This is a genomic window from Streptomyces sp. NPDC014864, from assembly GCF_043081525.1.
Lineage (GTDB): Bacteria > Actinomycetota > Actinomycetes > Streptomycetales > Streptomycetaceae > Streptomyces.
The window spans coordinates 127,317-151,738 of the sequence record NZ_JBIBWT010000011.1 but is presented as its reverse complement, the minus strand read 5'-3'; the positions used below and the strand labels follow the sequence as shown (position 1 = coordinate 151,738).

Genomic DNA, 24,422 nt, shown 5'->3' with positions numbered 1-24,422 from the left:
CCTCATCCACGGAGACTGAACCCATGGACAACGCCGACATCCGCGTCGAGAAGGGCCACGCCGAGCCCGAGGAGGTCGCCGCCATCACGGCGCTCCTCCTGGCCCGTGCGGCGGCCCGCCCCGCCGAGACGACCTCCGCCCACCGCCGCCGCCCCAAGGCCGCCTGGCGCCGCCTGGAGCGCGAGAACGGCTTCCGCGCCCCGCACAGCTGGCACGGGTGAGCCGCGGCCGGCATCACGACCGGCCGCCCCCGCACGCACGCGCAAAGGGCCCCTCCCGGAGGAGGGGCCCTTTCGCCGTGCCCGCTTCGCGCTCGCTCGCGATCTAGCGCGCCGCCGTGCCGCGTCGTGCCGTCGTGCCGCCGTGCCGGCAGGGAAAAGGCGGGCGGCCCGCCCCGAGCCGGGGAGGGCCGCCCGCCTTGTCCGTCGCGCGGACCTACCGCAGTCGCGCCATCAGGGCGTGCTCGACCAGGGTGATCAGCGCCGACTTGGCGTCCGCGCGGTGGCGGGCGTCGGTCGTGATGATCGGAGTGTCCGGGCCGATCTGCAGCGCCTCGCGCACCTCGTCCGGGTTGTACGGCTGGTTGCCGTCGAAGCCGTTGAGCGCGATGACGAAGGGCAGGCCGCTGTTCTCGAAGTAGTCGACGGCGGGGAAGCAGTCGGCGAGCCGCCTCGTGTCGACCAGCACGATCGCGCCGATGGCGCCGCGGACCAGGTCGTCCCACATGAACCAGAAGCGGTCCTGGCCCGGTGTACCGAACAGGTACAGGATCAGGTCCTGGTCCAGGGTGATTCGGCCGAAGTCCATGGCGACCGTCGTGGTCGTCTTGTCCCCGGTGTGGGTCAGGTCGTCGATGCCTGCCGAAGCAGACGTCATGACGGCCTCCGTGCGCAGCGGGTTGATCTCCGAGACGGCACCCACGAACGTGGTCTTGCCCACGCCGAAGCCGCCCGCCACCACGATCTTCGCGGAGGTGGTGGAGCGGGAAGGACCGCCGCTAGAGCTTGCGAAGTCCACTGAGCACCCTTTCGAGCAGTGTCACGTCTGGCTGTCCACCGGCGTTCTCGTCGCCGCCGGGCTGATGGATGGCGACCAGGCCCGCCTCCGCCAAGTCGGCGACGAGGATCCTGGCCACGCCGAGCGGGATCGTCAGCAGGGCCGAGACCTCGGCCACCGACTTGATCTCGCGGCACAGATTGCAGATCCGCTGATGCTCGGGCAGTTGGCCCTGCATCTGGTGCGGCTGCGCCGTGGTGTGGACCAGCGCCTCGATGGCGAGCTGGTACCGCGGCCGGGTCCGGCCGCCCGTCATGGCGTACGGGCGCACCAGGGGATTGTTCGACGCCCCGGCGGGCGCCGGCTCAGGGGTACGTCGTTGCGGCTCCACCGGCTGGATGCGCGGCGCCGGCGGCTGATCGTACGGCGAAGGGCCGGGGCCCTGGGGCGCGTACGGCTGCCGGTGGCTCGGGGCGGAGGGGAAGTTGTACGGGTTCACGGGACCGTCGCCCTGACCCTGGGCAGGGCCGTACGACCAGTTGCCCGAAGACGAACCGCTTGGGGGGGTTGCCACTCTCTCTCCTCCTCCGACTGCGCCGGGCTCCAACCTTGTGGAAGCCGCGTCCCGAAACCTTACGGCCCCGGGACGCCAAAACGCACCGTCCGACTGTTAGTTGAGAAGGCTCCCCTGGAGCTCCGCACGGAGATCCGGGGTCAGAACCGTGCCCGCACGGTCCACCAGAAGAGCCATCTCGTACCCAATGAGGCCGATGTCCGCCTCGGGGTGTGCAAGAACCGCGAGCGACGAACCGTCGGAGATGGACATGAGGAAGAGGAATCCCCGCTCCATCTCCACAACTGTCTGGTTCACGCTGCCGCCCTCGAAGATGCGCGAAGCACCGGCGGTCAGCGAGGTCAGACCGGAGGCGACGGCCGCGAGCTGGTCGGCGCGGTCGCGGGGGAAGCCTTCGGACATCGCCAGAAGGAGTCCGTCGGCGGAGACCACCACGGTGTGGGACACCCCGGGGGTGTTGTCCACGAAGTTGGTGATCAACCAGTTCAGGTTCTGTGCCGCCTGGCTCATCGGGCTCACACTAACGCTCCTGGTTGTAGGTGCTGTCAGGACCGAAGCCCTGGCCGTTCTTTTCACTTCCTGCGCTGCGTCCCCGCTGCACGCCCCGGCGCAGGTTGCTCAGCCTGCCCCTGACGTCCTCGGGGGCGCGGGAGACCTGTGGGCCGCCCTGCGGGGTCGATTCCGCGGTCCCCTCGACCAGATTGGCCTTGGGCACCCGTCTCGGCAGACCGGAGGAGGTCACCCCGCCTGCCTTGGGCTTCCGGAGCTGCGAGGCCTGCTGCCAGCGCTCGTCGTTCGCCGAACGCCAGTCGCTGTCGCCGTTGCTCTCCGGGGTGGGGGCCGGCGCTTCCTGGTTCACGCGCCGCGCGCCGTTCGAACCGCTCGCGGTGGATCCGCGGCGGGGCAGCCCGGCGTCGGTCAGCTCGTGGACGGCGGAGGGGGCCGTTCCCGGACGGTCGAAGCCTACGCGGTCCGGCTCGCTCACGTCAGCGGCCTGCGTAGATTCCGCTTCCGGAGCGTACTGGTCCGGGTAGCCGTTGCGGTAGCCGTTGCCCTGGGGCCAGTCGTCCTGGTAGGGCTGCTCGGCGAAGGCGCCGTACGTGTCCGACGCGGCGCCGTGCGCCTGCGCCTGCTCGTCCTGCGCCGGCTCCGCATACGCGGACCCCGGGTAACCGCCGTTCGGGGCGTAGCCGTTGGTCTGCGGCAGGCCGCCGTTCGGCGCGAAGTACTGGTCGTCGTACGACGGCCGGCCCGGCTCCTCGTACGCGCTCCGCTGCTCCTCGTACGCCCTCTGCCCCTGGTCGCCGTACGCCGTCTGCGCGTCGTACCCGCCCTGCTGCTCGGGGTAGGGCACCTGACCGGTGTCGAGGGCCTGACCGCCGGTGGGCCCGTCGGTGTACGCGGGTGTCTCGGAGGTCTCCTGCCCGGTCTGCTCCCCGTGCGTCTGGGCCTCCAGGGCGGCGCGGCGCTCCTCGCGCATCAGCGAGCGGCCGACGGGGTCCAGGTCGCGGATGTCGTCCGGGACCTCGTAGCGGCTGTCGTCGAAGCCGAGCTCCGCGGCCGTCCGCATCGGCGGCTGCAGCCCGCTGAAGTCCTCACCCTGGAACTGCTGCTCCGGGATGATCTGCGACACCGTGAACTCGTCGCGATTCAGCGCCTGCTCGCCGCCACCGCCGTGGGTGATCGCGTCCGGCAGCATGACCAGCGAGGTCGTGCCGGCCTGCTCGCCGGAGGGGCGCAGCTGGACGCGGATGCCGTGCCGGTCGGCGAGGCGGCCGACCACGAACAGGCCCATGCGCTGGGAGATCGCCACGTCCACGGTCGGCGGGTTGGCCAGCTTGTGGTTGATGTCGGCGAAGTCCTCGGCGGTCAGGCCGATGCCCTTGTCGTGGATCTCGATCATGACGCGTCCGTCGGGGAGACGGGTCGCGGTGACGCGGACCTTGGTCTGCGGCGAGGAGAACGTGGTGGCGTTCTCCAGGAGCTCGGCGAGCAGATGCACGAGGTCGGTCACGGCGCGGCCGTGGATCTCGGCCTCCGGGACGCCGGAGAGCTCGATGCGCTCGTACTGCTCCACCTCGGAGGAGGCGGCGCGCAGCACGTCGACCAGCGGGACCGGCTGGTCCCAGCGGCGGCCGGGCTCCTCGCCCGCGAGGACGAGGAGGTTCTCGCCGTTGCGGCGCATACGGGTCGCCAGGTGGTCCAGGCGGAAGAGGTTCTCCAGCTGGTCCGGGTCGGCCTCGTTGTTCTCCAGGTCGGTGATCAGGGTCAGCTGGCCCTCGATCAGCGACTGGTTGCGGCGCGAGAGGTTGGTGAAGATCGCGTTGATGTTGCCCCGCAGCAGGGCCTGCTCGGCGGCGAGCCGGACGGCCTCGCGGTGGACCTGGTCGAAGGCGCGGGCGACTTCGCCGATCTCGTCGGTCGAGGTGATCGGGATCGGGGCCACCCGGGTGTCGACCCGGCCGGGGTCGGTGCGCGAGAGCTGGTCGACCAGCATCGGCAGGCGCTGCTCGGCGATGCCGAAGGCGGCGTTGCGCAGCTGGCGCATGGAGCGGCTCATCTGGCGGGCCACCATGCCGGCCAGGATGAACGCGGCGAGCAGGGCGACCAGGACGATCGCGCTGGTGATGAACGTCGACCGCTGGGCGTCGTCGGCGATGTTGGAGGCCTCGTTCACCGCCTTGTCGGCCATGTCCGACTCGATCTTCTCGTAGGCGTCGAACCTGAGGGTGTTGGCCGCCCACCAGTTCTGCGGGGTGATCCCCCTGCGGGCGAGCGCGAGGCGCTCGGTCGCGCTCGTGCTCTGCAGCGACGCGACGGCCCCGACCATCTTCTGCGGGTCGGCCGGCGGCGCGACGTAGTTCGGGTCCTTGGCCTTGGCCTGCTTGGCCATCGCCGCGCCCTGGATCTGTGCCTGCTTCAGGGCCGCGTCGAGCTTGTCGGAGTCGCCCTGGGTGCCGCCGCCGCGGTACTCCTCGGAGGCGATGCCCTCCAGGTAGGCGTACGAGGCGAGGGCGGTGCGCTGGCTGGCCATGTTGGGGGCGTCGGGGCCCGGCTTGAGCAGCAGGTGCATGCCGATGGACCGCTCCAGCGACAGGGCGGCCTTGGTCAGCGAGATGGCGTAGACGGTACGGCCGTAGGAGGTGATGTTGCCGGTGCCCAGACCGAGCTCGTTGGCGAACTCCATCAGGGGGTGGGCGATCCGGACGTAGCCCTCCTCGGTCTGCACGCCGGTGAGCGTGGGGCTGTAGGCGGCGGCGCGCAACTGCGCCAGTCCGGGCTCCGTCTCGCGGAACAGCTTCAGCCGGCGTTCGACACCGGGCGACTGCGGCGCGCCCTGCGCGGCCTGGTCGAAGGCGTCGGCGGCCCTGTCGGTGAGCCGGCGGGCCTCGGTGACCGTCGCGTTGTTCTGGCCCTTGCCCTGGAGGAGGGGAGTGGCGGTGATGTCGCGCTCGTTGTAGAGGGCGTTGGCGTAGGACAGCGAGGCCTGCACCAGGCGCGCGGTCTTCTCCGCGTCCTGGGCTTCCTGCCAGGTGTCGATCGAGCTCTTGACCTGGAAGCCGCCCATGACGAGGCCGACCAGCACGGGTATGAGCAGGATCGCGTTCAGTCGGGTCGGCACCCGCCAGTTGCGGGGGGAGAAACGGCCACCGCTGGGAGCGGGAGCGGCCGTCGGTTCCGACCCGGGCACGGGTGCGGGCGCCGCACCGCGCGGCGGCGGGGTGAAGTTGCCCCGGGCCGACGGCTCGGGGCCGTTCTTGCTTCGCCTCACTCGACCAACAACCTCTCGGCGGTCGGCACCAACGTTGTGCCGCAGTGTCTCAGAGCCCAGATACGACTCGACTGATGAGTACGTCTTTGACTATTGGGCAGTTCAGGCATTCCAGCACGTCAGCCAGCGCTCTTCCAAACAGCGGAAACGTGACGAGCGCGCCGTGTAAACCCCAGATAAATCGGTCATAAAGAGCGAGCCCCGCCAAAAGGCGGGGCGATTGTGCGCGCAGCGACACCGGATGTGCGCGACGCGTGGCCACACCACCGGATTCCTCTGCCGAAACGTTATGAACACCGGGGCCGACCGTGTCAAAGGACACAGTCGGCTCCGGTGCTGCTACGACAACTGCCGTATGGATCTTTCGACTTGGGTGCTACCTGAAACGACTTCCGGGCGTTACCGCAGTCGCGCCATCAGGGCGTGCTCGACCAGGGTGATCAGCGCCGACTTGGCGTCCGCGCGGTGGCGGGCGTCGGTCGTGATGATCGGGGCGTCCGGGCCGATCTGCAGCGCCTCGCGCACTTCCTCCGGGTTGTACGGCTGGTGCCCGTCGAAGCCGTTGAGCGCGACCACGAAGGGCAGGCCGCTGTTCTCGAAGTAGTCCACGGCCGGGAAGCAGTCGGCGAGCCGCCTCGTGTCCACCAGGACCACCGCGCCGATGGCGCCGCGGACCAGGTCGTCCCACATGAACCAGAAGCGGTCCTGGCCCGGTGTACCGAACAGGTACAGGATCAGGTCCTGGTCCAGGGTGATACGGCCGAAGTCCATGGCGACCGTCGTGGTCGTCTTGTCCCCGGTGTGGGTCAGGTCGTCGATGCCTGCCGAAGCAGACGTCATGACGGCCTCCGTGCGCAGCGGGTTGATCTCCGAGACGGCACCCACGAACGTGGTCTTGCCCACGCCGAAGCCACCCGCCACCACGATCTTCGCGGAGGTGGTCGCCCGGCCTCCGTCAGAGCTTGCGAAGTCCACTGAGCACCCTTTCGAGCAGCGTCACATCCGGTGCGCCGCCGTTGTTCTCGTCGCCGCCCGGCTGGTGGATGGCCACCAGCCCGGCTTCGGCCAGGTCCGCGACGAGGATCCGGGCCACACCGAGCGGCATGGCCAGCAGTGCCGAAACCTCGGCGACCGACTTCACCTCGCGGCACAGATGGCAGATCCGCTGGTGCTCCGGGAGCAGTCCCATCAGCGCTGCCGGGTCGGCCGTCGTGCTGATCAGCGCCTCGATGGCGAGCTGATAGCGCGGCCGGGTCCGGCCGCCGGTCATCGCATAGGGACGTACCAGCGGCTGGTCGCCCTCGTCCCCGTACGGCTCGGCGTACGGATCATGAGAGGCGGTGGGCGGGGTCATGAATCCTCCGGGCGGGACAGCAAGTCGGTCAGTCAAGCCGTCGGACGGGGCCGGTGGGGGGATTGTGGCGGCCGGACGGTGATTTGGTGAGGTGGGTGGTACCGGGGCCGGTCAGTGGAGCAGACTGCCCTGTAGTTCGGCACGCAGGTCGGGCGTCAGTACCGCCCCGGCGCGGTCGACGAGCAGCGCCATCTCGTAGCCGACGAGGCCGATGTCGCACTCGGGGTGCGCGAGAACGGCCAGGGACGACCCGTCCGAGACGGACATGAGGAACAGGAAGCCGCGCTCCATCTCCACGACCGTCTGCGCCACGTTGCCTCCCTCGAAGATCCGGGAAGCCCCGGCGGTCAGCGAGGTGAGGCCGGACGCGACGGCCGCGAGCTGGTCGGCGCGGTCGCGCGGGAACCCTTCGGACATCGCCAGAAGGAGTCCGTCCGCGGAAACCACGACGGTGTGGGACACCCCGGGGGTGTTGTCCACGAAGTTGGTGATCAACCAGTTGAGGTTCTGTGCCGCCTGGCTCATCGGGCTCAACTAACGCTCCTGCTGGTGAGTGGGGCTGGGATAGCTGCCCGTCTGGCCGGAGTTGGCCTGACGACCCTGTGCGATGCCCCGACGGAGATTGGTCAGCCGGCCGCGTACGTCGTCAGGCGCACGCGAGACCTGCGGACCGCTCTGGTGCTGTTGCTGCTGAGCCGTGCCCGGGACGAGGTTCGCCCGTGGCACCCGGCGCGGCAGGCCGGAGGTGGTGACGCCGCCCGCCGCCGGCTGCCGTACGCGCTCTGCCTGCCGGACGAGATCGTCGTTCGGCGAGCTGCGCCACGGCGCGGAGGCGGGACGCTGGGGGGCCGAGGAGGCCTGCGGCTGCTGCGGGGCCGGGGCCGGGGCCGCGGCGGAGCCGTTGCCCTGCTGCTGGCGGTCGCCGCCGCGGAACCAGTTGGTCTCCAGGGTGTCGTACAGCGGCGTCCGTCCGTCGCCGGGACCCGCGGCCGGCGGAAGGGCCTCGGGCTCGCGACGGGCGGGACGCTGCGGGGCCGACGGACGCTGGGCGCCGAGGTCGGCACCCGAGCCGCCGGACTGGGGCCGCTCGAACTGGCCGGTGGACGACGGGTCCTGACGGCCCGGCAGGGAGTGCCGGCCCGTGGAACCGCTGTCGTACCCCGGCTGGGCGTACTGGCCCGTGGAACCGCTGCCGTACCCCTGCGGGGCGGCGTACTGGCCCGTGGAACCGCTGCCGTACCCCTGCGGGGCGGCGTACTGGCCGGTGGAGGACGGGTTGTTCTGCGGCGCCGACTGGCCGTAGACGTCCTGGCGCACGAAGGAACCGGTGCCCTGCCCGGAGTCGGCGCCGAACTGACCGTTGTTCTGCGCGCCGCCCGGACGCGGGGCGTCGAAGTCGGGACGCGGGAACTCGGACGTGGAGCCCGGACCCTGCTGGTCGCCGTGGCGCGGGACCACGGGCAGCTCCGCGGTCGCGCCCGGCCCCTGCCGGTCGTCGACCCGCGGCATCCGGGAGGTGTGCGCCGGACCCTGCTCGTCGTGGCCGCGCGGCGCGTCGAGCGCGGCAGGGTCGTCACCCCATCCCGTGGACCGGGACGGCGGGTTGCCGCCGGGCAGCTCCGCGCGCGGGCCGCCGCGCGGCGGCAGCTGCTGCTGCTGCCGGGCCTGGTCGGCGCCGTTCGACCGCTGCGGGGGCACGGCACCGCGGCCGCCGCCGAAGACGTCCTGGCGCTGCTGGCCGTCGCCGAAGCCCTGGGTTCCGGCGGGAGCCTGCCCACCGAAGCCGGCACCTGCGCCCGGCGCCGGGGACATCCCCTGGTCGAACGAGGAGGGGGACGTGGCGGACGAACGGCCCTGCTGCTGTGCCGGACCCTGGGGCCCGCGCGGACCGCCCGGCCCGCCGGGACGGCCGCCCGTGCCGGGCAGCGCGGCGCGCGAACCCTGGCCGGCGCCCACCTGGCCGCGCGGACCGGGACCGGCGCCGAGCCGGCCGGCACCGCCGCCCTGCTGACCGCCCTGGCGACGCGCCGCGGCGGCACCGGCCGCGGCCTGCGCGGCGGCCGGACCACCGGCGGAGGGAGCGCCGGGCTTGCCCGGAGCGGGCTTCTTGCCGCCCTGGGCGACGTCCACGGGCAGCATGACCAGCGCGGTCGTGCCACCGGAGTCGGACGGGCGCAGCTGGATGCGGATGCCGTGGCGCTGCGACAGACGGCCGACCACGAACAGACCCATGCGGCGGGAGACGGAGACGTCCACGGTGGGCGGCGAGGCGAGCCGCTCGTTGATCGCCGCGAGGTCCTCGGGGGAGAGGCCGATGCCGGTGTCGTGGATCTCGATCAGGACGCGGCCGTCGGGCAGCGCGTGACCGGTGACCTTGACCTTGGTCTGCGGCGAGGAGAAGGAGGTCGCGTTCTCGAGCAGCTCGGCGAGCAGGTGCACGAGGTCGTTGACCACGCGGCCGGCGACCTCGGTGGTCGGCACGGCGGCCAGCTCGATGCGCTCGTACTGCTCCACCTCGGACGCGGCGGCGCGGAGCACGTCGACCAGCGGGACCGGGCGGGTCCAGCGGCGGCCGGGCTCCTCACCCGCGAGGACGAGGAGGTTCTCACCGTTACGGCGCATGCGCGTCGCGAGGTGGTCGAGCTTGAACAGCGAGGAGAGCTGGTCCGGGTCGGCCTCGCGGGACTCCAGTTCGGAGATGAGCGACAGCTGACGCTGGATGAGGCCCTGGGAGCGGCGCGAGAGGTTGGTGAACATCGCGTTGACGTTGCCCCGCAGCAGGGCCTGCTCGGCGGCGAGGCGGACCGCCTCGCGGTGCACGTCGTCGAAGGCCGCGGCCACCTGGCCGATCTCGTCCCGGGAGTGCACACCGACCGACTCCACGGACGTGTCGACGTCCTGCGGGTCGGACTCGGACAGCTGCTTGACCAGCTCGGGCAGACGGTCCTGGGCGACCTTGGTGGCGGTCTCCTGGAGCCGGCGCAGCGAGCGGATCATGGAGCGGGCCACGACGAAGGCGCCGACCAGCGACACGCCGAGGACGAGGAGGATCAGCGCACCGGAGATGATCGCGTCGCGCTCGGTGGCGCTGCGCAGCTCGCGGGCCTTCTGCTCCATGTCCTCGAGCAGCGTGTGCTCGATCTTCTTCATCTGCTCGATCTTGGTCGAGCTGTCGTCCACCCAGTCGCGGTACGAGCGCTTCTGCAGACCGCCCAGGCCGTCCCCCGAACCGAGGGCGCGGCGGGCGTAGATGTCGGCGGCCTCGATCGTCGGGTTGCCCTCGTCGATGGGCTTGACGAGTTCCTCGGCGCCGTCGCCGTAGATGTTGCGGAAGCTGCTGAGTTCGGACTTCTGACTCTCCAGGGCCGACTCGGCGTAGAGCCGGTCGTTCTCGGAGAGGCTGCCCGTGGTGGTGTTGGTCGAGGGCAGCGCCGCCGCGATGACGGCGCGCTGCACGGACGCGTACTCCTTGGCGGAGGAGAAGGCCGACAGGGCACGCGTGCGCTGGATCATCTCCGGGTTGCTGGTCGCCTCGGCCATGTCCTGGGAGAGACTGAGCAGTTCGGTGATGAGCCGGTGGTAGGCCTCCACGGTCTGGGTGGAGTTGTCCTTGGCCTGGTAGGCGTCCTGGCGGATCTTGCCCAGGCTGTTGAGCTCGCTGGCGAGGCCGACGAGGCTGTCGCGGACGCCGAGGAGGTTGCCGTCCTTGCTCGCGGCGTCGATCTCCTCGGAGGCGCTGAGGAAGTTCGACTTGGCGCGGTCCGTCTTGTCCCGGTAACCCTTGACCGTGTAGTCGGTCGCCTTCAGGCCGTGCGCCATGGGGCCGGCCGACTGGTCGCGCTCCTCCTGGAGCGCGGCGGCCAGCTCGGTGGCCTGCTTGGTCATGTCCGTCAGCAGCTTCATGTTGTCGAGCTGCTGGATGTCGTCCATGGACTGGTTGATGCGCAGCGCACCGAGCGAGGTGGCCGCGACCACCGGGAGCGCGAGCAGCGACACCAGGCGCGTGGAGATGCGCCAGTTGCGCAGGGCCACGCGCGAACCGGGGCCCGACGGGCCCTTGGGGGGCTTCACCGGCGGAGCGGGGCTCTCCGACGGTGACACGGAGACACTGGATCGCCCGGCGCGCTCTCCGCCGTCGCCGGACGGGGCCGAGCCCGGGTTCTGGGCGTGCTGGGGCGAGGAACCACGGTCGGTCCCGCCGTGCGGCTCCGGCTCCGCCGAAGCGCTGCCATCCCTCTTGAAACGTCCCTGCACTAGCGTCGCAACCTCTGGACCAGGCGCCCCTCCGCGCGAACGGAAGGACGGTGTCGGCGTTGTGGGGAGCGTCCTGAACACGCGCCCCAGGGTGGTCGTGAGTGACCGGCGCTGGCTCCCCCAATCTCGCCGCCACTCGGCGCTGCGTTGCGCCCCCTGCGCGCCGGCTCGATCCCGCGGCGGTCCGTGGCATTCCAGCACAGTGCCGGATCTCCAACAAGGCTCGTGGACCTAGCTGTGACCTCCGTGACACCCCGTGAGTGCAGCGTCACCCGTGGTGGAAAGTGATCTCGAACATTGCGGGCATATCGCTACGATTCCGCGAGTCGCGGATGGTGTCCCAGTCGCCATGATCAGGAGCGGAATGAAGGCTTCAGGGGTGCAATGTCTGTTTTGTCGAGACGAAAGGCGCGTCGGAATTGCACCGAATGTCGGCGGGCTAGTGAGCAAACTCACACGTAGATCACGGGCTCTTCACGTCTTCGGCCGGGAATTGCATGTTTAGCCTGGCGCTTTACAGAGATGGCAAACCCGACAACCCGCGCCCGCGGGGGTCCCGCGACCTCCCGGCGCCGTACACGACAGGGCCTCGTACAACCGTGAAGACGACGCTGATGTTCCGCACCATAGCCAACCCGCGGCGCACGACTCTGGTGCACCTCGAGGACGCCGACGCACTGCAGACGCCGGAACAGCCGGAGCACTCCGTCACCCTCCCCGAGCAGACCGCCAACCCGCGGCGCACCGTCCTCATGGAGGTCCCCGTCGCCGCGTCCGTCGCCCAGTAGTACGCACGCCGGCCGGCGGATGCTCAAACGGCCGGCACGACGGCAGGGGCGTCCCGGGACCGGGGCGCCCCTTCCTGCTGCGGGGGTCATGCGCGAGGTGGCGGGGGTCCTGCCGCGTTAGCCTGGATCGTCAGACTCCAGCCAGTTCAGGTAAGGGGCGCAAGGATCCCGTGCGCATCGCCAGATTCTCCATCGACGGGAACGTCGCCTTCGGCGCGGTCGAGGGCGACAGGCCGGACGAGCTCGTCCTCGACATCGTCAAGGGCATCCCGTTCGCGGACTTCGCGCTCTCCGGCACGAAGGTGCCGTTGAGCAAGGTCCGGCTCCTGCCGCCGGTTCTGCCCAACAAGGTCGTGGCCTTCGGCCGCAACTACGCCGAGCACGCCCGCGAGCTGGGCAACGAGGTGCCGGACGCCCCGTTCGCCTTCTTCAAGCCGTCCACCTCGGTGATCGGCTCCGGCGACGAGATCCAGTACCCGCCCTTCTCCCAGGAACTGCACCACGAGGCGGAACTGGCCGTGGTCATCGGCCGCATGTGCCGCGAGGTGCCCCGCGAGCGCGTCAAGGACGTGATCTTCGGCTACACCTGCGCCAACGACGTCACCGCCCGCGACGTGCAGCGGCGCGAGAAGCAGTGGGCCAGGGCCAAGGGGTTCGACACCTCCTGCCCGCTCGGCCCCTGGGTGGAGACGGACCTCGACCTCGCCGCCGCGTCCGACCTGACCGTGCAGCTCACCGTCAACGGCGAACAGCGCCAGCTCGGGCGCACCAGCGAGATGATCCACCCCATCGAGGATCTGATCGTCAACATCTCCGAGGCCATGACGCTGCTGCCCGGCGACGTGATCCTCACGGGCACCCCGGCAGGGGTCGGCCCCCTCAACGTCGGCGACGAGGTCGCCGTCACCATCGAAGGCATCGGCACTCTCACCAACAAGGTTGTCAAGCGTGGCTAGCGCACCAGGCTCTCCCGTACGCGTCCGTTTCTGCCCGTCGCCCACCGGCAACCCCCATGTGGGACTGGTGCGCACGGCCCTGTTCAACTGGGCGTTCGCCCGGCACCACCAGGGCACCCTGGTCTTCCGCATCGAGGACACCGACCCGGCCCGGGACTCCGAGCAGTCCTACAACCAGCTGCTCGACGCGATGCGCTGGCTCGGCTTCGACTGGGACGAGGGCCCCGAGGTCGGCGGCCCGCACGCCCCGTACCGCCAGTCGCAGCGGATGGACCTCTACCGGGACGTCGCCCGCAAGCTGCTGGACGCCGGCCACGCCTACCACTGCTACTGCTCGCAGGAGGAGCTGGACAGCCGCCGCGAGGCCGCCCGCGCCGCCGGCAGGCCCTCCGGCTACGACGGCCACTGCCGCGACCTCACGGACGGACAGGTCGAGGAGTACAAGGCCCAGGGCCGGGAGCCCATCGTCCGCTTCCGGATGCCCGACGAGACGATCACCTTCACCGACCTGGTCCGGGGCGAGCTCACCTTCACCCCGGAGAACGTGCCGGACTACGGCATCGTCCGGGCCAACGGCGCCCCCCTGTACACCCTGGTCAACCCGGTCGACGACGCCCTGATGGAGATCACCCACGTCCTGCGCGGCGAGGACCTGCTCTCCTCCACCCCGCGGCAGATCGCCCTCTACAAGGCGCTGACCGAGCTCGGCGTCGCCAAGGGCACCCCCGAGTTCGGCCACCTGCCCTACGTGATGGGCGAGGGCAACAAGAAGCTGTCCAAGCGCGACCCGCAGTCGAGCCTCAACCTCTACCGGGAGCGCGGCTTCCTGCCCGAGGGCCTGCTCAACTACCTCTCCCTGCTCGGCTGGTCGCTCTCGGCCGACCAGGACATCTTCTCCGTCGAGGAGATGGTCGCGGCCTTCGAGATCGGGGACGTGAACCCCAACCCGGCCCGCTTCGACCTGAAGAAGTGCGAGGCGATCAACGCCGACCACATCCGGATGCTGGACGTCAAGGACTTCACGGAGCGCTGCCGCCCGTGGCTGCAGGCCCCGGCCGCCCCCTGGGCCGCGGAGGACTTCGACGAGGCGCGGTGGCAGGCGATCGCCCCGCACGCCCAGACCCGTCTGAAGGTCCTGTCCGAGATCACCGACAACGTCGACTTCCTGTTCCTGCCGGAGCCGGTCTTCGACGAGGCCTCCTGGACCAAGGCGATGAAGGAGGGCTCGGACGCCCTGCTGCGCACCGCCCGGGAGAAGCTGGAGTCGGCGGACTGGACCTCGGCGGAGTCCCTCAAGGAGGCCGTCCTGGCCGCCGGCGAGGCCCACGGCCTCAAGCTCGGCAAGGCGCAGGCCCCGGTCCGTGTCGCGGTCACCGGCCGTACGGTCGGCCTGCCCCTCTTCGAGTCGCTGGAGATCCTCGGCAAGGACAGGACGCTGGCCCGCATCGACGCGGCGCTGGCCAGGCTCGCCGCGTAGGCGGGACCACCACCGGACACCGGGCCCGGTCCGCGGCGCTCCGCCGCGGGCCGGGCCCGCCGCCGCTCCCGCCGACTGCGGGGGCGCCTTCGCCTACGGTGGGGGCATGAGCGTCAAGGCCGTCGTCTGGGACGTCGACGACACCCTCTTCGACTACACGACCGCGGACCGCGCCGGAATGCGCGAGCACCTGGCGGCCGAGGGGCTGCTGGACGGGTACGAGTCCGCGGACCACGCCCTCTCCCACTGGCGGCGGATCACCGACGCGCAGTGGGCGCGGTTCTCGGCCGGGGAGGTGACCTTCGAGGGGCAGCGCCGGGACCGCGTGCGGGTCTTCCTCGGCCGCCCGGAGCTGTCCGACGGCGAGGCCGACGACTGGTTCCGGCGTTACATCGGTCACTACGAGGCCGCCTGGGCCCTCTTCCCGGACGTGCTGCCCGCCCTGGACGCGCTCGCCGCCAGCCACCGGCACGCGGTGCTGTCCAACTCCAGCCTGCACGTCCAGGAGCACAAGCTGCGTACCCTGGGCCTCCGGGACCGGTTCGAGGCCGTCCTGTGCGCCGCCGAGCTCGGCGTGTCCAAGCCGGAGGCCCGCGCCTTCCTCGCCGTGTGCGAGGCGCTGAAGCTGTTCCCGCACGAGGTCGCCTACGTCGGGGACCACCCGGAGATCGACGGGCGCGGCGCCGCCGAGGCAGGCCTGGTGTCGGTGTGGATCGACCGCGGTGGCGTGTACACGGCCGAGGCCGGCGCACCCGCGCGGTGGCACCGGATCGCGTCCCTCGCCGAACTCCCCGCGATCGTCACCACGGATACCCGTTTTGGAGCCCCGTCCACCTTCGGGTAATGTTCTTCCTGCGCCGCCGGGGAGCGGGCCGAAAGGCCGGAATCGGGGGCGCAACGCTAGAACAAGATCCCCTCCGGGGCTTGCGTTCCAGTGGCCTATGGTGTAATTGGCAGCACGACTGATTCTGGTTCAGTTAGTCTTGGTTCGAGTCCAGGTAGGCCAGCTCGCAGAGCTCATCTGCACCACGCGGATCATATCCGCGAGCCCCCGTTGTGTAGCGGCCTAGCACGCTGCCCTCTCAAGGCAGTAGCGCCGGTTCGAATCCGGTCGGGGGTACAGATCCTTCCCGCGAAGGCAACCGGGTCGCTCCCGTTGCCCTCGATGCAGGATCGCTAGGGCCCCCGTTGTGTAGCGGCCTAGCACGCCGCCCTCTCAAGGCGGTAGCGCCGGTTCGAATCCGGTCGGGGGTACTGACTGGTCTAAACCATCATTGGTCTATGGTGTAATTGGCAGCACGACTGATTCTGGTTCAGTTAGTCTTGGTTCGAGTCCAGGTAGACCAGCTCGGACCTGCGGAAACGCAGTGTCCATGCCCCCGTTGTGTAGCGGCCTAGCACGCCGCCCTCTCAAGGCGGTAGCGCCGGTTCGAATCCGGTCGGGGGTACGCAGTCGGAAGGGCCCTCCCTCGGGAGGGCCCTTCCGCGTTCTCCGCCTCCCTCATCGCGCGCTCCCTCACCGCGCGCCGAACCGGCGGGCCGACTCCTCGGCCTCCGCCAGCCGGCGCAGGCTGAGCAGCACGGGCTCGTACAGCACGGTCAGCGCCACCGCGGCCTCCACCTGTTCGTCCGGTGTCCCGTAGCGGTCCACCAGGTCCAGGTCGGTGACGGCGATCCGCTCCATCGCGCGGGCGTAGGGCTCCAAGTCGTCGACGGCGCACGGGTAGCCGAGCCGGGACAGCGCGGCGATCGCGGTCACCAGCATGCCGTACGCCGGCGCGGTCACCGGCTCGCCGGGGGAGCGGCCGCAGGACCAGCCGAGGCGGTCCAGGAGCGCGTCGGCGCCGCGCCGGGCGGCCTCGGTGGCCGGGTCGGTCTCGTCGGGCGCCGGGCCGTGCGGCAGGGCCCATACGGCGGTGCCCAGACGCCGGTTGCGGTCCAGGTCCTCGTCCTGGAGGGCGGCCAGCACCTCACGGGCCGAGTTCACCGGGATCCGCCCCACCTGGATCAGCGCCCGCACCAGTCGCAGCCGCCTCAGGTGCTCCTCGTCGTACTCGGCCTGGGTGGCGGTGATCCGGCGGCCCGGGTGCAGTAGGCCCTCGCGCAGGTAGTACTTGATCGTCGCCGTCGACACCCCGCTGCGCGCGCTCAGCTCCGCCAGTCGCATTCCGTACCGCACCCGCTTCCTTGCCGTCTTCTCTCGCGCTCTCCTCTTGCGCCGCGCATCGGAGAGTGCCACTATCCAAGCATGGATAGCAACGCTATCCAACCAATGTGGGCGGACCCGGCCCCCGGACGGGGCCAGGGCCGGAACAGGGACGAGGAGTGGGGGACTTCATGAGTGCCGAGCCGATCGAAGGGCGCATGACCGCGGCGAGCGAGGACGGCGTGGTCGTCTTCCTCATCGGGATGCGCATCAACAGCTTTGCCGCTGTGCGCAGTTGGCTTCCGACGGCGAAGGCCATAGGGCCGATGCTCGCCGAGCTCTCGCGGGAGGAGGGCAGCGGACTGCTCGGGTACAAGTCCCTGCTGGGCGGGGTCCGCGAGGCGTATCTCGTGCAGTACTGGGAGTCGAAGGAGAAGCTCCTCGCCTACGCCTCGGCGCCGGACCGCGGCCACCGGCCGGCCTGGGCCGCCTTCAACCGGCGGCTGCGCGAGGGCAGGGGCAAGGTCGGCTTCTGGCACGAGACCTATGTCGTGCCCGCCGGGTCCCATGAGTCGATCTACATGAACATGCCGGAGTACGGCCTGGGCCGGGCCACGGGCGTGGTCCCGGTCGGCCGCCGTGGCGACCGGGCCGCGGAGCGGCTGCGGATGTCGTGAGGCGTGCGGCGCCCGACCCCGCACACGCGACCGGCCGGCTCCGGGTCCCGAGAGGGTCCGGAGCCGGCCGGTCGCGCCGTGTGTCGGTGGGGCGGGATCCTGCCGGGTGGGCCTGCCGCGGCGTTGAGGCCGGCCCGTCCCGGTGGCGGGGTGCCCGGTGGTCAGCCGGAGCGGCGCAGGGCCTCGGAGAGGCGGCCGGCCGCGTCGATGACGGCCTGGGCGTGCATCCGGCCCGGGTGGCGGGTCAGGCGCTCGATGGGCCCGGAGACCGAGACGGCGGCCACCACGCGGTTGGAGGGGCCGCGTACGGGCGCGGAGACGGACGCGACGCCCGGCTCGCGCTCGCCGATGGACTGGGCCCAGCCGCGGCGCCGTACACCCGACAGGGCCGTCGCCGTGAAGCGGGCCCCTTGCAGGCCCCGGTGCAGCCGCTCGGGCTCCTCCCACGCCATCAGCACCTGCGCCGAGGACCCGGCCTTCATCGTGAGCGTCGAGCCGACCGGGACCGTGTCCCGCAGGCCGGACAGGCGCTCCGCCGCGGCGACGCAGATGCGCATGTCGCCCTGGCGCCGGTAGAGCTGCGCGCTCTCGCCGGTGACGTCCCGGAGATGGGTGAGCACCGGGCCCGCGGTGGCGAGGAGCCGGTCCTCGCCGGCCGCCGCGGCCAGTTCCGCGAGGCGCGGGCCGAGGATGAACCGGCCCTGCATGTCGCGCGCCACCATGCGGTGGTGTTCCAGGGCCACGGCCAGCCGATGGGCCGTGGGTCGTGCCAGTCCGGTCGCCGCGACCAGACCCGCGAGGGTGGCCGGACCGGACTCCAGGGCGCTCAGGACGAGGGCTGCCTTGTCCAGAACGCCGACGCCGCTACTGTTGTCCATGCAACGATACTTGCGTCTCACTCTGTGAAACGCAAGTTCAATTTTCCGTGGAACACGCCACTCTGGAAGTCACAGCGGCCCGTGGATCCACGGGTCCGGCTGCGGACACCCGAGGGGGGCGCGGGTGCCGTTCCTCAAGATCTCTAGTTGGGCCGGCGCGTTCGCGTCCGGCCGGAGGGAAAGCGATGGGTAGGACACTCGCGGAGAAGGTCTGGGACGACCATGTCGTCCGGCGCGCCGAGGGCGAGCCCGATCTCCTCTTCATCGATCTGCACCTGCTGCACGAGGTGACCAGCCCCCAGGCCTTCGACGGCCTCCGCAAGAGCGGGCGCGCCGTGCGCCGCCTCGACCTCACCATCGCGACCGAGGATCACAACACCCCGACCCTCGACATCGACAAGCCCATCGCCGACCCGGTCTCCCGCGCCCAGCTGGAGACGCTGCGCAAGAACTGCGCCGAGTTCGGTGTCCGGCTGCACCCGCTGGGCGACGTCGAGCAGGGCGTCGTGCACGTCGTCGGCCCGCAGCTCGGGCTGACCCAGCCGGGCACGACCGTCGTCTGCGGCGACTCGCACACCTCGACCCACGGCGCCTTCGGCGCGCTGGCGTTCGGCATCGGCACCTCGCAGGTCGAGCACGTGCTGGCCACCCAGACGCTGCCGATGACCCGCCCGCGGACCATGGCGATCACGGTCGAGGGCGAACTGCCCGACGGCGTCACCGCCAAGGACCTGATCCTGGCGATCATCGCCAGGATCGGCACCGGCGGCGGCCAGGGGTACGTCCTGGAGTACCGCGGCTCCGCCATCGAGAAGCTCTCGATGGAGGCCCGCATGACCATCTGCAACATGTCGATCGAGGCGGGCGCCCGCGCGGGCATGATCGCCCCCGACGAGACCACCTTCGACTACCTCAAGGGCCGTCCGCACGCCCCCGAGGGCGAGGACTGGGACGCCGCGGTGGCGTACTGGAGGACGCTGCGCACGGACGACGACGCGGTCTTCGACGCCGAGGTCGTGATCGACGCCGCCGAGCTGTCGCCGTTCGTCACCTGGGGCACCAACCCCGGCCAGGGCGCGCCGCTTTCGGCCGCCGTCCCCGACCCGGCTTCGTACGAAGACGCATCGGAGCGCCTGGCCGCCGAAAAGGCCCTGGAATACATGGGGTTGGAGGCCGGGCAGCCGCTGCGCTCCATCAAGGTGGACACCGTCTTCGTAGGCTCCTGCACCAACGGCCGCATCGAGGACCTGCGGGCCGCAGCCGCGATCCTGAAAGACCGCAAAGTCGCCGACGGCGTACGGATGCTGGTCGTCCCGGGCTCCGCGCGGGTGGGGCTGCAGGCCGTCTCCGAGGGCCTGGACGTGGTCTTCAAGGAGGCCGGCGCCGAATGGCGGCACGCGGGCTGCTCGATGTGCCTCGGGATGAACCCCGATCAGCTCGCCCCCGGTGAGCGCTCCGCCTCCACCTCCAACCGCAACTTCGAGGGCCGGCAGGGCAAGGGCGGCCGTACCCACCTGGTGTCGCCGCAGGTCGCGGCCGCCACGGCGGTCCTGGGCCACCTGTCCTCCCCGGCCGACCTGACCGACGTCGACGCCGCCGCAACGCCCGCTGGAGTCTGAATCATGGAAGCCTTCACCACCCACACCGGCCGGGCCGTCCCGCTGCGCCGCAGCAACGTCGACACCGACCAGATCATCCCCGCCCACTGGCTCAAGAAGGTCACGCGCGACGGGTTCGAGGACGGGCTGTTCGAGTCCTGGCGCAAGGACCCCGAGTTCGTGCTCAACCGCCCTGAGCGGCAGGGCGCCACGGTCCTGGTCGCCGGCCCCGACTTCGGCACCGGCTCCTCCCGCGAGCACGCCGTCTGGGCACTGCAGAACTACGGCTTCAAGACCGTGATCTCCTCCCGCTTCGCGGACATCTTCCGGGGCAACTCGCTGAAGAACGGCCTGCTCACGGTGGTCCTGGAGCAGAAGATCGTGGACGCGCTGTGGGAGCTCACCGAGAAGGACCCCACGGCTGAGGTCACTGTGGACCTTGAGGCGCGTGAGGTGCGGGCCGAGGGCATCACCGCCTCCTTCGAGCTGGACGAGAACTCCCGCTGGCGGCTGCTGAACGGGCTGGACGACATCTCCCTCACCCTCCGGAACGAGGCCGACATCGCCGCGTACGAGGCGAAGCGCCCGTCGTTCAAGCCGCGGACCCTGCCGGTCTGACCCGGCCGCGGCCCCTGGGCGATGATCCACCGCTGAGAAAGCGCCGATCGCCTCCGGGCAAGTCGAGTTTCGGCCATCGCAAGACCCCCCGCCGTGCCCCCGATCACCCCGATCGGGGGTACGGCCTTTTTCGGCTCCCGCGCCCCGGCGCGCCGCCGTGCCAGGCCCCAACGTCCCACGTTATGCAGGGTGTTGCCGGGGTAGGCGACTTCCCAGGCCCCGACCGACGCAGAAACTCGTGAGGCCGTTTGCGGCGGCAGTTGCCCCCTGGGCAGGCGACAACTCGCCCCAGATGGCACAATCTGTGCATGGACAACGACGGCCAACTCGAGCTCTATACGGCGGTCGCGGCCCAGCTGAAGGAAGCGCACGGAAGAGTGCGCGCACTGCAAGTCCCGGAGGGCGTACGGATGGCGCTGACCCGGAAGCTGCTGGTCATTACGGCCGCGGCCAAGCACGATCTCGCCGACGCGGCAAGGCGTCTGGACCGGTTCACGGCAGACCTCGACGAGGGTCGACTCCCCGGAGAGGAACGCTGAACCGGCCGAGACCGTCGAGTCCGTTGCGGCACAAGGGTGATTAGCCCGTTTCGTGTTTGATTTGCGGTATATATCTGCCTAACGTGCGAAAAAGCTTGAACACTATCGTTCTGGCGAGGTCTCCGAAGGGGAAGACGTGAACAAGGCGCAGCTCGTAGAAGCGATTGCCGACAAGATGGGCGGCCGGCAGCAGGCCGCCGACGCCGTCGACGCGGTGCTGGACGCCATCGTCCGTGCGGTGGTCGGGGGAGACCGGGTCTCGGTCACCGGCTTCGGGTCTTTCGAGAAGGTGGACCGCCCCGCCCGCTACGCCCGCAACCCGCAGACGGGTGAGCGGGTCCGGGTCAAGAAGACCTCCGTTCCCCGCTTCCGGGCCGGCCAGGGCTTCAAGGACCTGGTGGGCGGCTCCAAGAAGCTCCCGAAGCACGACATCGCCGTGAAGAAGGCGCCCAAGGGCAGCCTCACCGGCCCCACGGCCACCATCGCCAAGGCCGCCGGCAAGAAGGCCGCCGCCAAGAAGGCGACGGGTGCGGCGAAGACGGCCGCCGCGAAGAAGGCCGCGGCCAAGAAGACCGCGGCCGGCGCCAAGAAGACCACGGCCAAGAAGACGACCGCCAAGAAGACCACGGCGGCCGCCGCCAAGAAGACCGCGGCGAAGAAGACCACGGCCAAGAAGGCGACGACGGCCAAGAAGGCCCCCGCCAAGAAGGCCACGGCCAAGAAGGCCCCGGCCAAGAAGTCGACGGCCCGCAAGACCACCGCCAAGAAGACCACGGCCCGCGGCAAGTAGGGCACGCGGGTGCACACGGGTCCTCACGCGCCGGGCCGGACTCCTCGGGGAGCCCGGCCCGCGGCGCGTCCGGCGGCCCTGACGTGCCCGCTCGGCCCGCTCAGAAGGTCTGCAGGGTCACCAGCGTGATCCGCGGGGTGCCGTCGGCGCCCTCCGTCTCGATCCGCACCCGCTGCCCGGGGCGCAGCAGCCGCAGACCCCCCGCGTCGAACGCCGGCGCGTCGAAGGGCACCGGCGTCCCGTCGTCCAGGAGCACCTGCCCGCTGCGGGTTTCGGGGTCGTACGTGTATGCGGTCGCCTGCATGACGGCAGCCTACTGCCCGGTGACCCGCACCCGCTCCGGCAGTCGCGCGGCAGCGGCCGCCGTCCGCGGTCCCACCCCGAGCGCGAGCGCCGCCCGCAGATCCGCACCGGTGTCCACGTCCTGACGTACGGAGTCCACCGCCTCCAGCGCCAGTTCCACCGCGCCGGACGCCCGGTGGCGGGCCCGTGAGGCCGGGCCGAAGGCCGGGAGCAGGGCATGCCCCGGTCCGGCCGCCAGCAAGGTCGTGCCGAGGTCCGCGGCGTCCGGGAGAAAAGCGCGCGGGAATCCGGCGGCGGCCTCCAGCACCCGGGCCAATTCCGCCGGACGCAGCGCCGGGAGATCGGCGTTCAGGGCGGCCACGGGAGTTTCGGGACGCGACGCGCGCACCACCGCGGCCCCGTGCGCCAGTGCCGGGTTCAGCCCGCCGCGCGGCTCGTCCGGGACGATCCCGGCGCCCAGCAGCGCCAGCTCCGGCCCGGCGACGGCGTCGTCCGTGACGACCACCACACCCCCGACCGCCGGGCAGGACAGGGCGGCCGCCACGGTGTCCTGGGCGAAGGCCAACGCCAGGGCCGGCCGCACCCCGTCGCCCGCGGCGTCCGACAGCCTGCTCTTCGCCCGGGTCAGGGGCTTCAGCGGGATGACCAAGGTCCACTGCACGAAGGCTCGCCCCTTTCTTGTCCCGGACATTGTCCCCTGGCGCATCCGAGTGGGCGGGAGTCGGGGTGAGGGGTGCGAAGCTCCTCCGAGGGCGGTGGTGGGTGACGGGCGGGCGTACGGTGTTCTCGACAGACCGGCGGCCCGGGGTGACACTTGTGCGGCTCCCCAGGCTCTAGAGGAAGGTGTCCGCGTGCCCCGCCGCAGAATCGGCTTCTGGTACCGCTTCGCAGCGGTGATCTGCAAACCGCCGCTGGTGGTTCTGATCAAGCGGGACTGGCGAGGAATGGAGAACATTCCGGCCGAGGGCGGATTTATCACCGCGGTGAACCACAATTCGCACATCGATCCCTTCGCCTACGCCCACTTTCAGTACAACACCGGGCGAGTGCCGCGATTCCTCGCGAAGAGCGGCCTTTTCAGGAAGGGATTCGTCGGTGCCGCGATGCGCGGCACCGGGCAGATCCCCGTCTACCGCGAGAGCACGGACGCGCTGAGCGCCTTCCGCGCCGCGATCGACGCCGTGGAACGCGGCGAGTGCGTCGCCTTCTACCCCGAGGGCACCCTGACCCGCGACCCGCACCTCTGGCCGATGACCGGCAAGACGGGCGCCGCCCGTGTCGCCCTGCAGACCAAGTGCCCGGTGATTCCGGTCGCCCAGTGGGGCGCCAACGAGATCCTGCCGCCCTACACCAAGAAGCCGCACTTCCTCCCGCGCAAGACCCACCACGTGCTGGCCGGCCCGCCGGTGGACCTGTCGCGCTTCTACGACCACGAGATGACCCCCGAGCTGCTGAAGGACGCCACGGACACGATCATGGCGGCCATCACCCGGCTCCTGGAGGAGATCCGCGGCGAGCGGGCACCCGAGGTCCCGTACGACCCGCGCCGGGAGCGGCTGGAACAGCGCCGCAGGACCGAGGCGCAGACCCACGGCAGAGCCGCCGTGGCGGGACGGGAAGCACGGGAAGTCGTACAGGAAGAGGGGCAGGGCACGTGAGCAAGCCGGTCAAGGCGGCCGTCTTCGGTACCGGATCGTGGGGGACCGCCTTCGGCGTGGTCCTCGCCGACGCCGGCTGCGAGGTGGTCCTCTGGGCCCGCCGCGCCGACCTCGCCGAGGCGGTCAACTCCACGCGGACCAACCCCGACTACCTGCCCGGCGTCGAACTCCCGGAGAATCTGCGGGCCACGACGGACCCCGCCGAGGCCGCCCGGGACGCCGACTTCACCGTCCTCGCGATCCCCTCGCAGACCCTGCGCGCCAACCTCGCCGAGTGGGCGCCGCTGCTCGCCCCCGGCACCGTCCTCGTCTCCCTGATGAAGGGCGTCGAACTGGGCTCCGCCATGCGGATGAGCGAGGTGATCGAGGACGTCGCCAAGGTGGGCCCCGAGCGCATCGCGGTGGTCACCGGCCCGAACCTGGCCCGGGAGATCGCCGCCCGGATGCCGGCCGCCGCCGTGGTGGCCTGCACCGACGAGGCGGTCGCCCGGCGGCTCCAGGCCGCCTGCCACACCCCTTACTTCCGCCCGTACACCAACACCGACGTCGTGGGCTGCGAACTCGGCGGCGCCGTGAAGAACGTGATCGGGCTGGCCGTCGGCATCGCGGACGGCATGGGCCTCGGCGACAACGCCAAGGGCTCGCTCATCACCCGTGGCCTCGCCGAGACCACCCGGCTGGGCGTGGCCCTGGGCGCCGACCCGCTCACCTTCTCCGGACTCGCGGGCCTGGGCGACCTGGTGGCGACCTGCTCCTCGCCGCTGTCGCGCAACCACACCTTCGGCACCAACCTAGGCAAGGGCATGACCCTGCAGGAGACCATCGCGGTCACCAAGCAGACCGCCGAGGGTGTCAAGTCCTGTGAGTCGGTGCTGGATCTGGCCCGCCGGCACGGCGTCGACATGCCCCTCACCGAGACCGTCGTCGGCATCGTCCACGAGGGCAAGCCGCCGGTGGTCGCCCTCAAGGAGCTGATGTCGCGCAGCGCCAAGCCGGAACGACGCTGAGCGACCTCGCCGGTCCAACGCTGTCTCCCGGCCCTAC

At 71.0% G+C, this 24,422-nt stretch carries 24 protein-coding genes and 5 tRNA genes; 17 read left to right on the top strand and 12 right to left on the bottom strand.

Annotated features, from left to right (window positions below; translation table 11 throughout):
- The first annotated feature begins 23 nt into the window (after positions 1-23).
- Positions 24-221, top strand: a complete 198-nt coding sequence (locus ACF1A5_RS21320; protein WP_392194413.1) for an acyl-CoA carboxylase epsilon subunit — start codon at positions 24-26, stop codon at positions 219-221.
- 214 nt (positions 222-435) lie between these two features.
- On the opposite strand, the gene ACF1A5_RS21315 is transcribed toward ACF1A5_RS21320, so the two are convergent.
- The 8 genes from ACF1A5_RS21315 to ACF1A5_RS21280 all read right to left on the bottom strand — a co-directional run bounded on the left by ACF1A5_RS21315 (position 436) and on the right by ACF1A5_RS21280 (position 10,950).
- Positions 436-1,017 carry an ATP/GTP-binding protein gene (locus ACF1A5_RS21315; RefSeq protein WP_026248371.1) on the bottom strand — a complete coding sequence of 194 codons (582 nt, stop codon included), beginning with the start codon at positions 1,015-1,017 and terminating at the stop codon, positions 436-438.
- Entirely contained in the window at positions 998-1,570 is a 573-nt protein-coding gene (locus ACF1A5_RS21310) for a DUF742 domain-containing protein (RefSeq protein WP_392194412.1), read from the bottom strand. Before ACF1A5_RS21310 ends, ACF1A5_RS21315 begins: the two co-directional genes overlap by 20 nt.
- A 96-nt stretch (positions 1,571-1,666) precedes the next feature.
- Positions 1,667-2,080, bottom strand: coding sequence for a roadblock/LC7 domain-containing protein (locus tag ACF1A5_RS21305; RefSeq protein WP_030948713.1), 414 nt, complete (start codon positions 2,078-2,080; stop codon positions 1,667-1,669).
- Between the two features lie 10 nt (positions 2,081-2,090).
- A complete protein-coding gene (locus ACF1A5_RS21300) occupies positions 2,091-5,342 on the bottom strand; it encodes a nitrate- and nitrite sensing domain-containing protein (protein WP_392194411.1) in 3,252 nt (1,083 codons plus the stop codon).
- 399 nt (positions 5,343-5,741) lie between these two features.
- Positions 5,742-6,317, bottom strand: coding sequence for an ATP/GTP-binding protein (locus tag ACF1A5_RS21295; RefSeq protein WP_356194935.1), 576 nt, complete (start codon positions 6,315-6,317; stop codon positions 5,742-5,744).
- Entirely contained in the window at positions 6,298-6,696 is a 399-nt protein-coding gene (locus ACF1A5_RS21290) for a DUF742 domain-containing protein (protein WP_019058642.1), read from the bottom strand. The genes ACF1A5_RS21295 and ACF1A5_RS21290 overlap by 20 nt, the downstream gene beginning before the upstream one ends.
- 111 nt (positions 6,697-6,807) lie before the next feature.
- Positions 6,808-7,221: a roadblock/LC7 domain-containing protein gene (locus ACF1A5_RS21285; RefSeq protein WP_003973453.1), complete on the bottom strand. Its 414-nt coding sequence runs from the start codon at positions 7,219-7,221 to the stop codon at positions 6,808-6,810.
- A 9-nt stretch (positions 7,222-7,230) separates the two neighbouring features.
- Positions 7,231-10,950 (bottom strand): nitrate- and nitrite sensing domain-containing protein, encoded by a 3,720-nt coding sequence (locus ACF1A5_RS21280; protein WP_392194410.1) that lies wholly within the window; start codon positions 10,948-10,950, stop codon positions 7,231-7,233.
- Positions 10,951-11,549: 599 nt separating this feature from the next.
- On the opposite strand from ACF1A5_RS21280, the gene ACF1A5_RS21275 reads away from it, so the two are divergent.
- The 9 genes from ACF1A5_RS21275 to ACF1A5_RS21235 all read left to right on the top strand — a co-directional run bounded on the left by ACF1A5_RS21275 (position 11,550) and on the right by ACF1A5_RS21235 (position 15,619).
- On the top strand, positions 11,550-11,738 hold the full coding sequence (locus tag ACF1A5_RS21275) for a hypothetical protein (protein ID WP_392194409.1): 189 nt from the start codon (positions 11,550-11,552) through the stop codon (positions 11,736-11,738).
- Positions 11,739-11,908: 170 nt separating this feature from the next.
- Positions 11,909-12,694, top strand: a complete 786-nt coding sequence (locus ACF1A5_RS21270) for a fumarylacetoacetate hydrolase family protein (protein ID WP_392194408.1) — start codon at positions 11,909-11,911, stop codon at positions 12,692-12,694.
- Complete coding sequence (gene gltX, locus ACF1A5_RS21265; RefSeq protein WP_392194407.1) at positions 12,687-14,171, top strand: glutamate--tRNA ligase; 1,485 nt, start codon at positions 12,687-12,689, stop codon at positions 14,169-14,171. The genes ACF1A5_RS21270 and gltX overlap by 8 nt, the downstream gene beginning before the upstream one ends.
- A gap of 106 nt (positions 14,172-14,277) precedes the next feature.
- Positions 14,278-15,015, top strand: a complete 738-nt coding sequence (locus ACF1A5_RS21260; RefSeq protein ID WP_392194406.1) for an HAD family hydrolase — start codon at positions 14,278-14,280, stop codon at positions 15,013-15,015.
- 91 nt (positions 15,016-15,106) lie between these two features.
- Positions 15,107-15,178, top strand: a tRNA-Gln gene (locus ACF1A5_RS21255).
- Between the two features lie 40 nt (positions 15,179-15,218).
- Positions 15,219-15,291 (top strand) — tRNA-Glu (locus ACF1A5_RS21250).
- A gap of 61 nt (positions 15,292-15,352) precedes the next feature.
- Positions 15,353-15,425, top strand: a tRNA-Glu gene (locus ACF1A5_RS21245).
- Between the two features lie 21 nt (positions 15,426-15,446).
- Positions 15,447-15,518 (top strand) — tRNA-Gln (locus ACF1A5_RS21240).
- A 28-nt stretch (positions 15,519-15,546) separates the two neighbouring features.
- Positions 15,547-15,619, top strand: a tRNA-Glu gene (locus tag ACF1A5_RS21235).
- Positions 15,620-15,687: 68 nt separating this feature from the next.
- Here ACF1A5_RS21235 and ACF1A5_RS21230 read toward each other — a convergent pair.
- On the bottom strand, positions 15,688-16,338 hold the full coding sequence (locus ACF1A5_RS21230; RefSeq protein WP_392194405.1) for a MerR family transcriptional regulator: 651 nt from the start codon (positions 16,336-16,338) through the stop codon (positions 15,688-15,690).
- A gap of 170 nt (positions 16,339-16,508) precedes the next feature.
- On the opposite strand from ACF1A5_RS21230, the gene ACF1A5_RS21225 reads away from it, so the two are divergent.
- Positions 16,509-16,994, top strand: a complete 486-nt coding sequence (locus ACF1A5_RS21225) for a DUF4188 domain-containing protein (RefSeq protein WP_392194404.1) — start codon at positions 16,509-16,511, stop codon at positions 16,992-16,994.
- A 161-nt stretch (positions 16,995-17,155) separates the two neighbouring features.
- Here the strand turns inward: ACF1A5_RS21225 and ndgR are convergent, their stop codons facing one another.
- Positions 17,156-17,872, bottom strand: coding sequence for an IclR family transcriptional regulator NdgR (ndgR, locus tag ACF1A5_RS21220; RefSeq protein ID WP_189900496.1), 717 nt, complete (start codon positions 17,870-17,872; stop codon positions 17,156-17,158).
- A gap of 185 nt (positions 17,873-18,057) precedes the next feature.
- On the opposite strand from ndgR, the gene leuC reads away from it, so the two are divergent.
- The 4 genes from leuC to ACF1A5_RS21200 all read left to right on the top strand — a co-directional run bounded on the left by leuC (position 18,058) and on the right by ACF1A5_RS21200 (position 21,417).
- Positions 18,058-19,491 (top strand): 3-isopropylmalate dehydratase large subunit, encoded by a 1,434-nt coding sequence (gene leuC, locus ACF1A5_RS21215; protein ID WP_392194403.1) that lies wholly within the window; start codon positions 18,058-18,060, stop codon positions 19,489-19,491.
- Between the two features lie 3 nt (positions 19,492-19,494).
- Complete coding sequence (gene leuD, locus ACF1A5_RS21210) at positions 19,495-20,088, top strand: 3-isopropylmalate dehydratase small subunit (protein WP_392194402.1); 594 nt, start codon at positions 19,495-19,497, stop codon at positions 20,086-20,088.
- A 308-nt stretch (positions 20,089-20,396) separates the two neighbouring features.
- Complete coding sequence (locus ACF1A5_RS21205) at positions 20,397-20,627, top strand: hypothetical protein (protein WP_392194401.1); 231 nt, start codon at positions 20,397-20,399, stop codon at positions 20,625-20,627.
- A gap of 136 nt (positions 20,628-20,763) precedes the next feature.
- Positions 20,764-21,417: an HU family DNA-binding protein gene (locus tag ACF1A5_RS21200; RefSeq protein WP_392194400.1), complete on the top strand. Its 654-nt coding sequence runs from the start codon at positions 20,764-20,766 to the stop codon at positions 21,415-21,417.
- Between the two features lie 100 nt (positions 21,418-21,517).
- Here ACF1A5_RS21200 and ACF1A5_RS21195 read toward each other — a convergent pair whose 3' ends face one another.
- Together ACF1A5_RS21195 and cofC are read right to left on the bottom strand one after the other, a co-directional pair.
- Positions 21,518-21,721, bottom strand: coding sequence for a hypothetical protein (locus tag ACF1A5_RS21195; protein ID WP_392194399.1), 204 nt, complete (start codon positions 21,719-21,721; stop codon positions 21,518-21,520).
- Positions 21,722-21,730: 9 nt separating this feature from the next.
- A complete protein-coding gene (gene cofC / locus ACF1A5_RS21190; RefSeq protein ID WP_392194398.1) occupies positions 21,731-22,381 on the bottom strand; it encodes a 2-phospho-L-lactate guanylyltransferase in 651 nt (216 codons plus the stop codon).
- 190 nt (positions 22,382-22,571) lie between these two features.
- Here cofC and ACF1A5_RS21185 point away from each other — a divergent pair, with 190 nt between their 5' ends.
- Positions 22,572-23,378, top strand: a complete 807-nt coding sequence (locus ACF1A5_RS21185) for a lysophospholipid acyltransferase family protein (protein ID WP_392194397.1) — start codon at positions 22,572-22,574, stop codon at positions 23,376-23,378.
- Complete coding sequence (locus ACF1A5_RS21180) at positions 23,375-24,385, top strand: NAD(P)H-dependent glycerol-3-phosphate dehydrogenase (protein WP_392194396.1); 1,011 nt, start codon at positions 23,375-23,377, stop codon at positions 24,383-24,385. Before ACF1A5_RS21185 ends, ACF1A5_RS21180 begins: the two co-directional genes overlap by 4 nt.
- Positions 24,386-24,422 lie beyond the last annotated feature (37 nt).

What these genes read in the sequence shown, in the direction of transcription:
- ACF1A5_RS21320 (WP_392194413.1), top strand. Translation starts at nt 24, where the DNA reads ATGGACAACGCCGACATCCGCGTCGAGAAGGGCCACGCCGAGCCCGAG.
- ACF1A5_RS21305 (WP_030948713.1), bottom strand. Translation starts at nt 2,080, where the DNA reads ATGAGCCAGGCGGCACAGAACCTGAACTGGTTGATCACCAACTTCGTG.
- ACF1A5_RS21290 (WP_019058642.1), bottom strand. Translation starts at nt 6,696, where the DNA reads ATGACCCCGCCCACCGCCTCTCATGATCCGTACGCCGAGCCGTACGGG.
- ACF1A5_RS21285 (WP_003973453.1), bottom strand. Translation starts at nt 7,221, where the DNA reads ATGAGCCAGGCGGCACAGAACCTCAACTGGTTGATCACCAACTTCGTG.
- ACF1A5_RS21260 (WP_392194406.1), top strand. Translation starts at nt 14,278, where the DNA reads ATGAGCGTCAAGGCCGTCGTCTGGGACGTCGACGACACCCTCTTCGAC.
- ACF1A5_RS21230 (WP_392194405.1), bottom strand. Translation starts at nt 16,338, where the DNA reads ATGCGACTGGCGGAGCTGAGCGCGCGCAGCGGGGTGTCGACGGCGACG.
- ACF1A5_RS21225 (WP_392194404.1), top strand. Translation starts at nt 16,509, where the DNA reads ATGAGTGCCGAGCCGATCGAAGGGCGCATGACCGCGGCGAGCGAGGAC.
- ndgR (WP_189900496.1), bottom strand. Translation starts at nt 17,872, where the DNA reads ATGGACAACAGTAGCGGCGTCGGCGTTCTGGACAAGGCAGCCCTCGTC.
- leuC (WP_392194403.1), top strand. Translation starts at nt 18,058, where the DNA reads ATGGGTAGGACACTCGCGGAGAAGGTCTGGGACGACCATGTCGTCCGG.
- leuD (WP_392194402.1), top strand. Translation starts at nt 19,495, where the DNA reads ATGGAAGCCTTCACCACCCACACCGGCCGGGCCGTCCCGCTGCGCCGC.
- ACF1A5_RS21205 (WP_392194401.1), top strand. Translation starts at nt 20,397, where the DNA reads ATGGACAACGACGGCCAACTCGAGCTCTATACGGCGGTCGCGGCCCAG.
- ACF1A5_RS21195 (WP_392194399.1), bottom strand. Translation starts at nt 21,721, where the DNA reads ATGCAGGCGACCGCATACACGTACGACCCCGAAACCCGCAGCGGGCAG.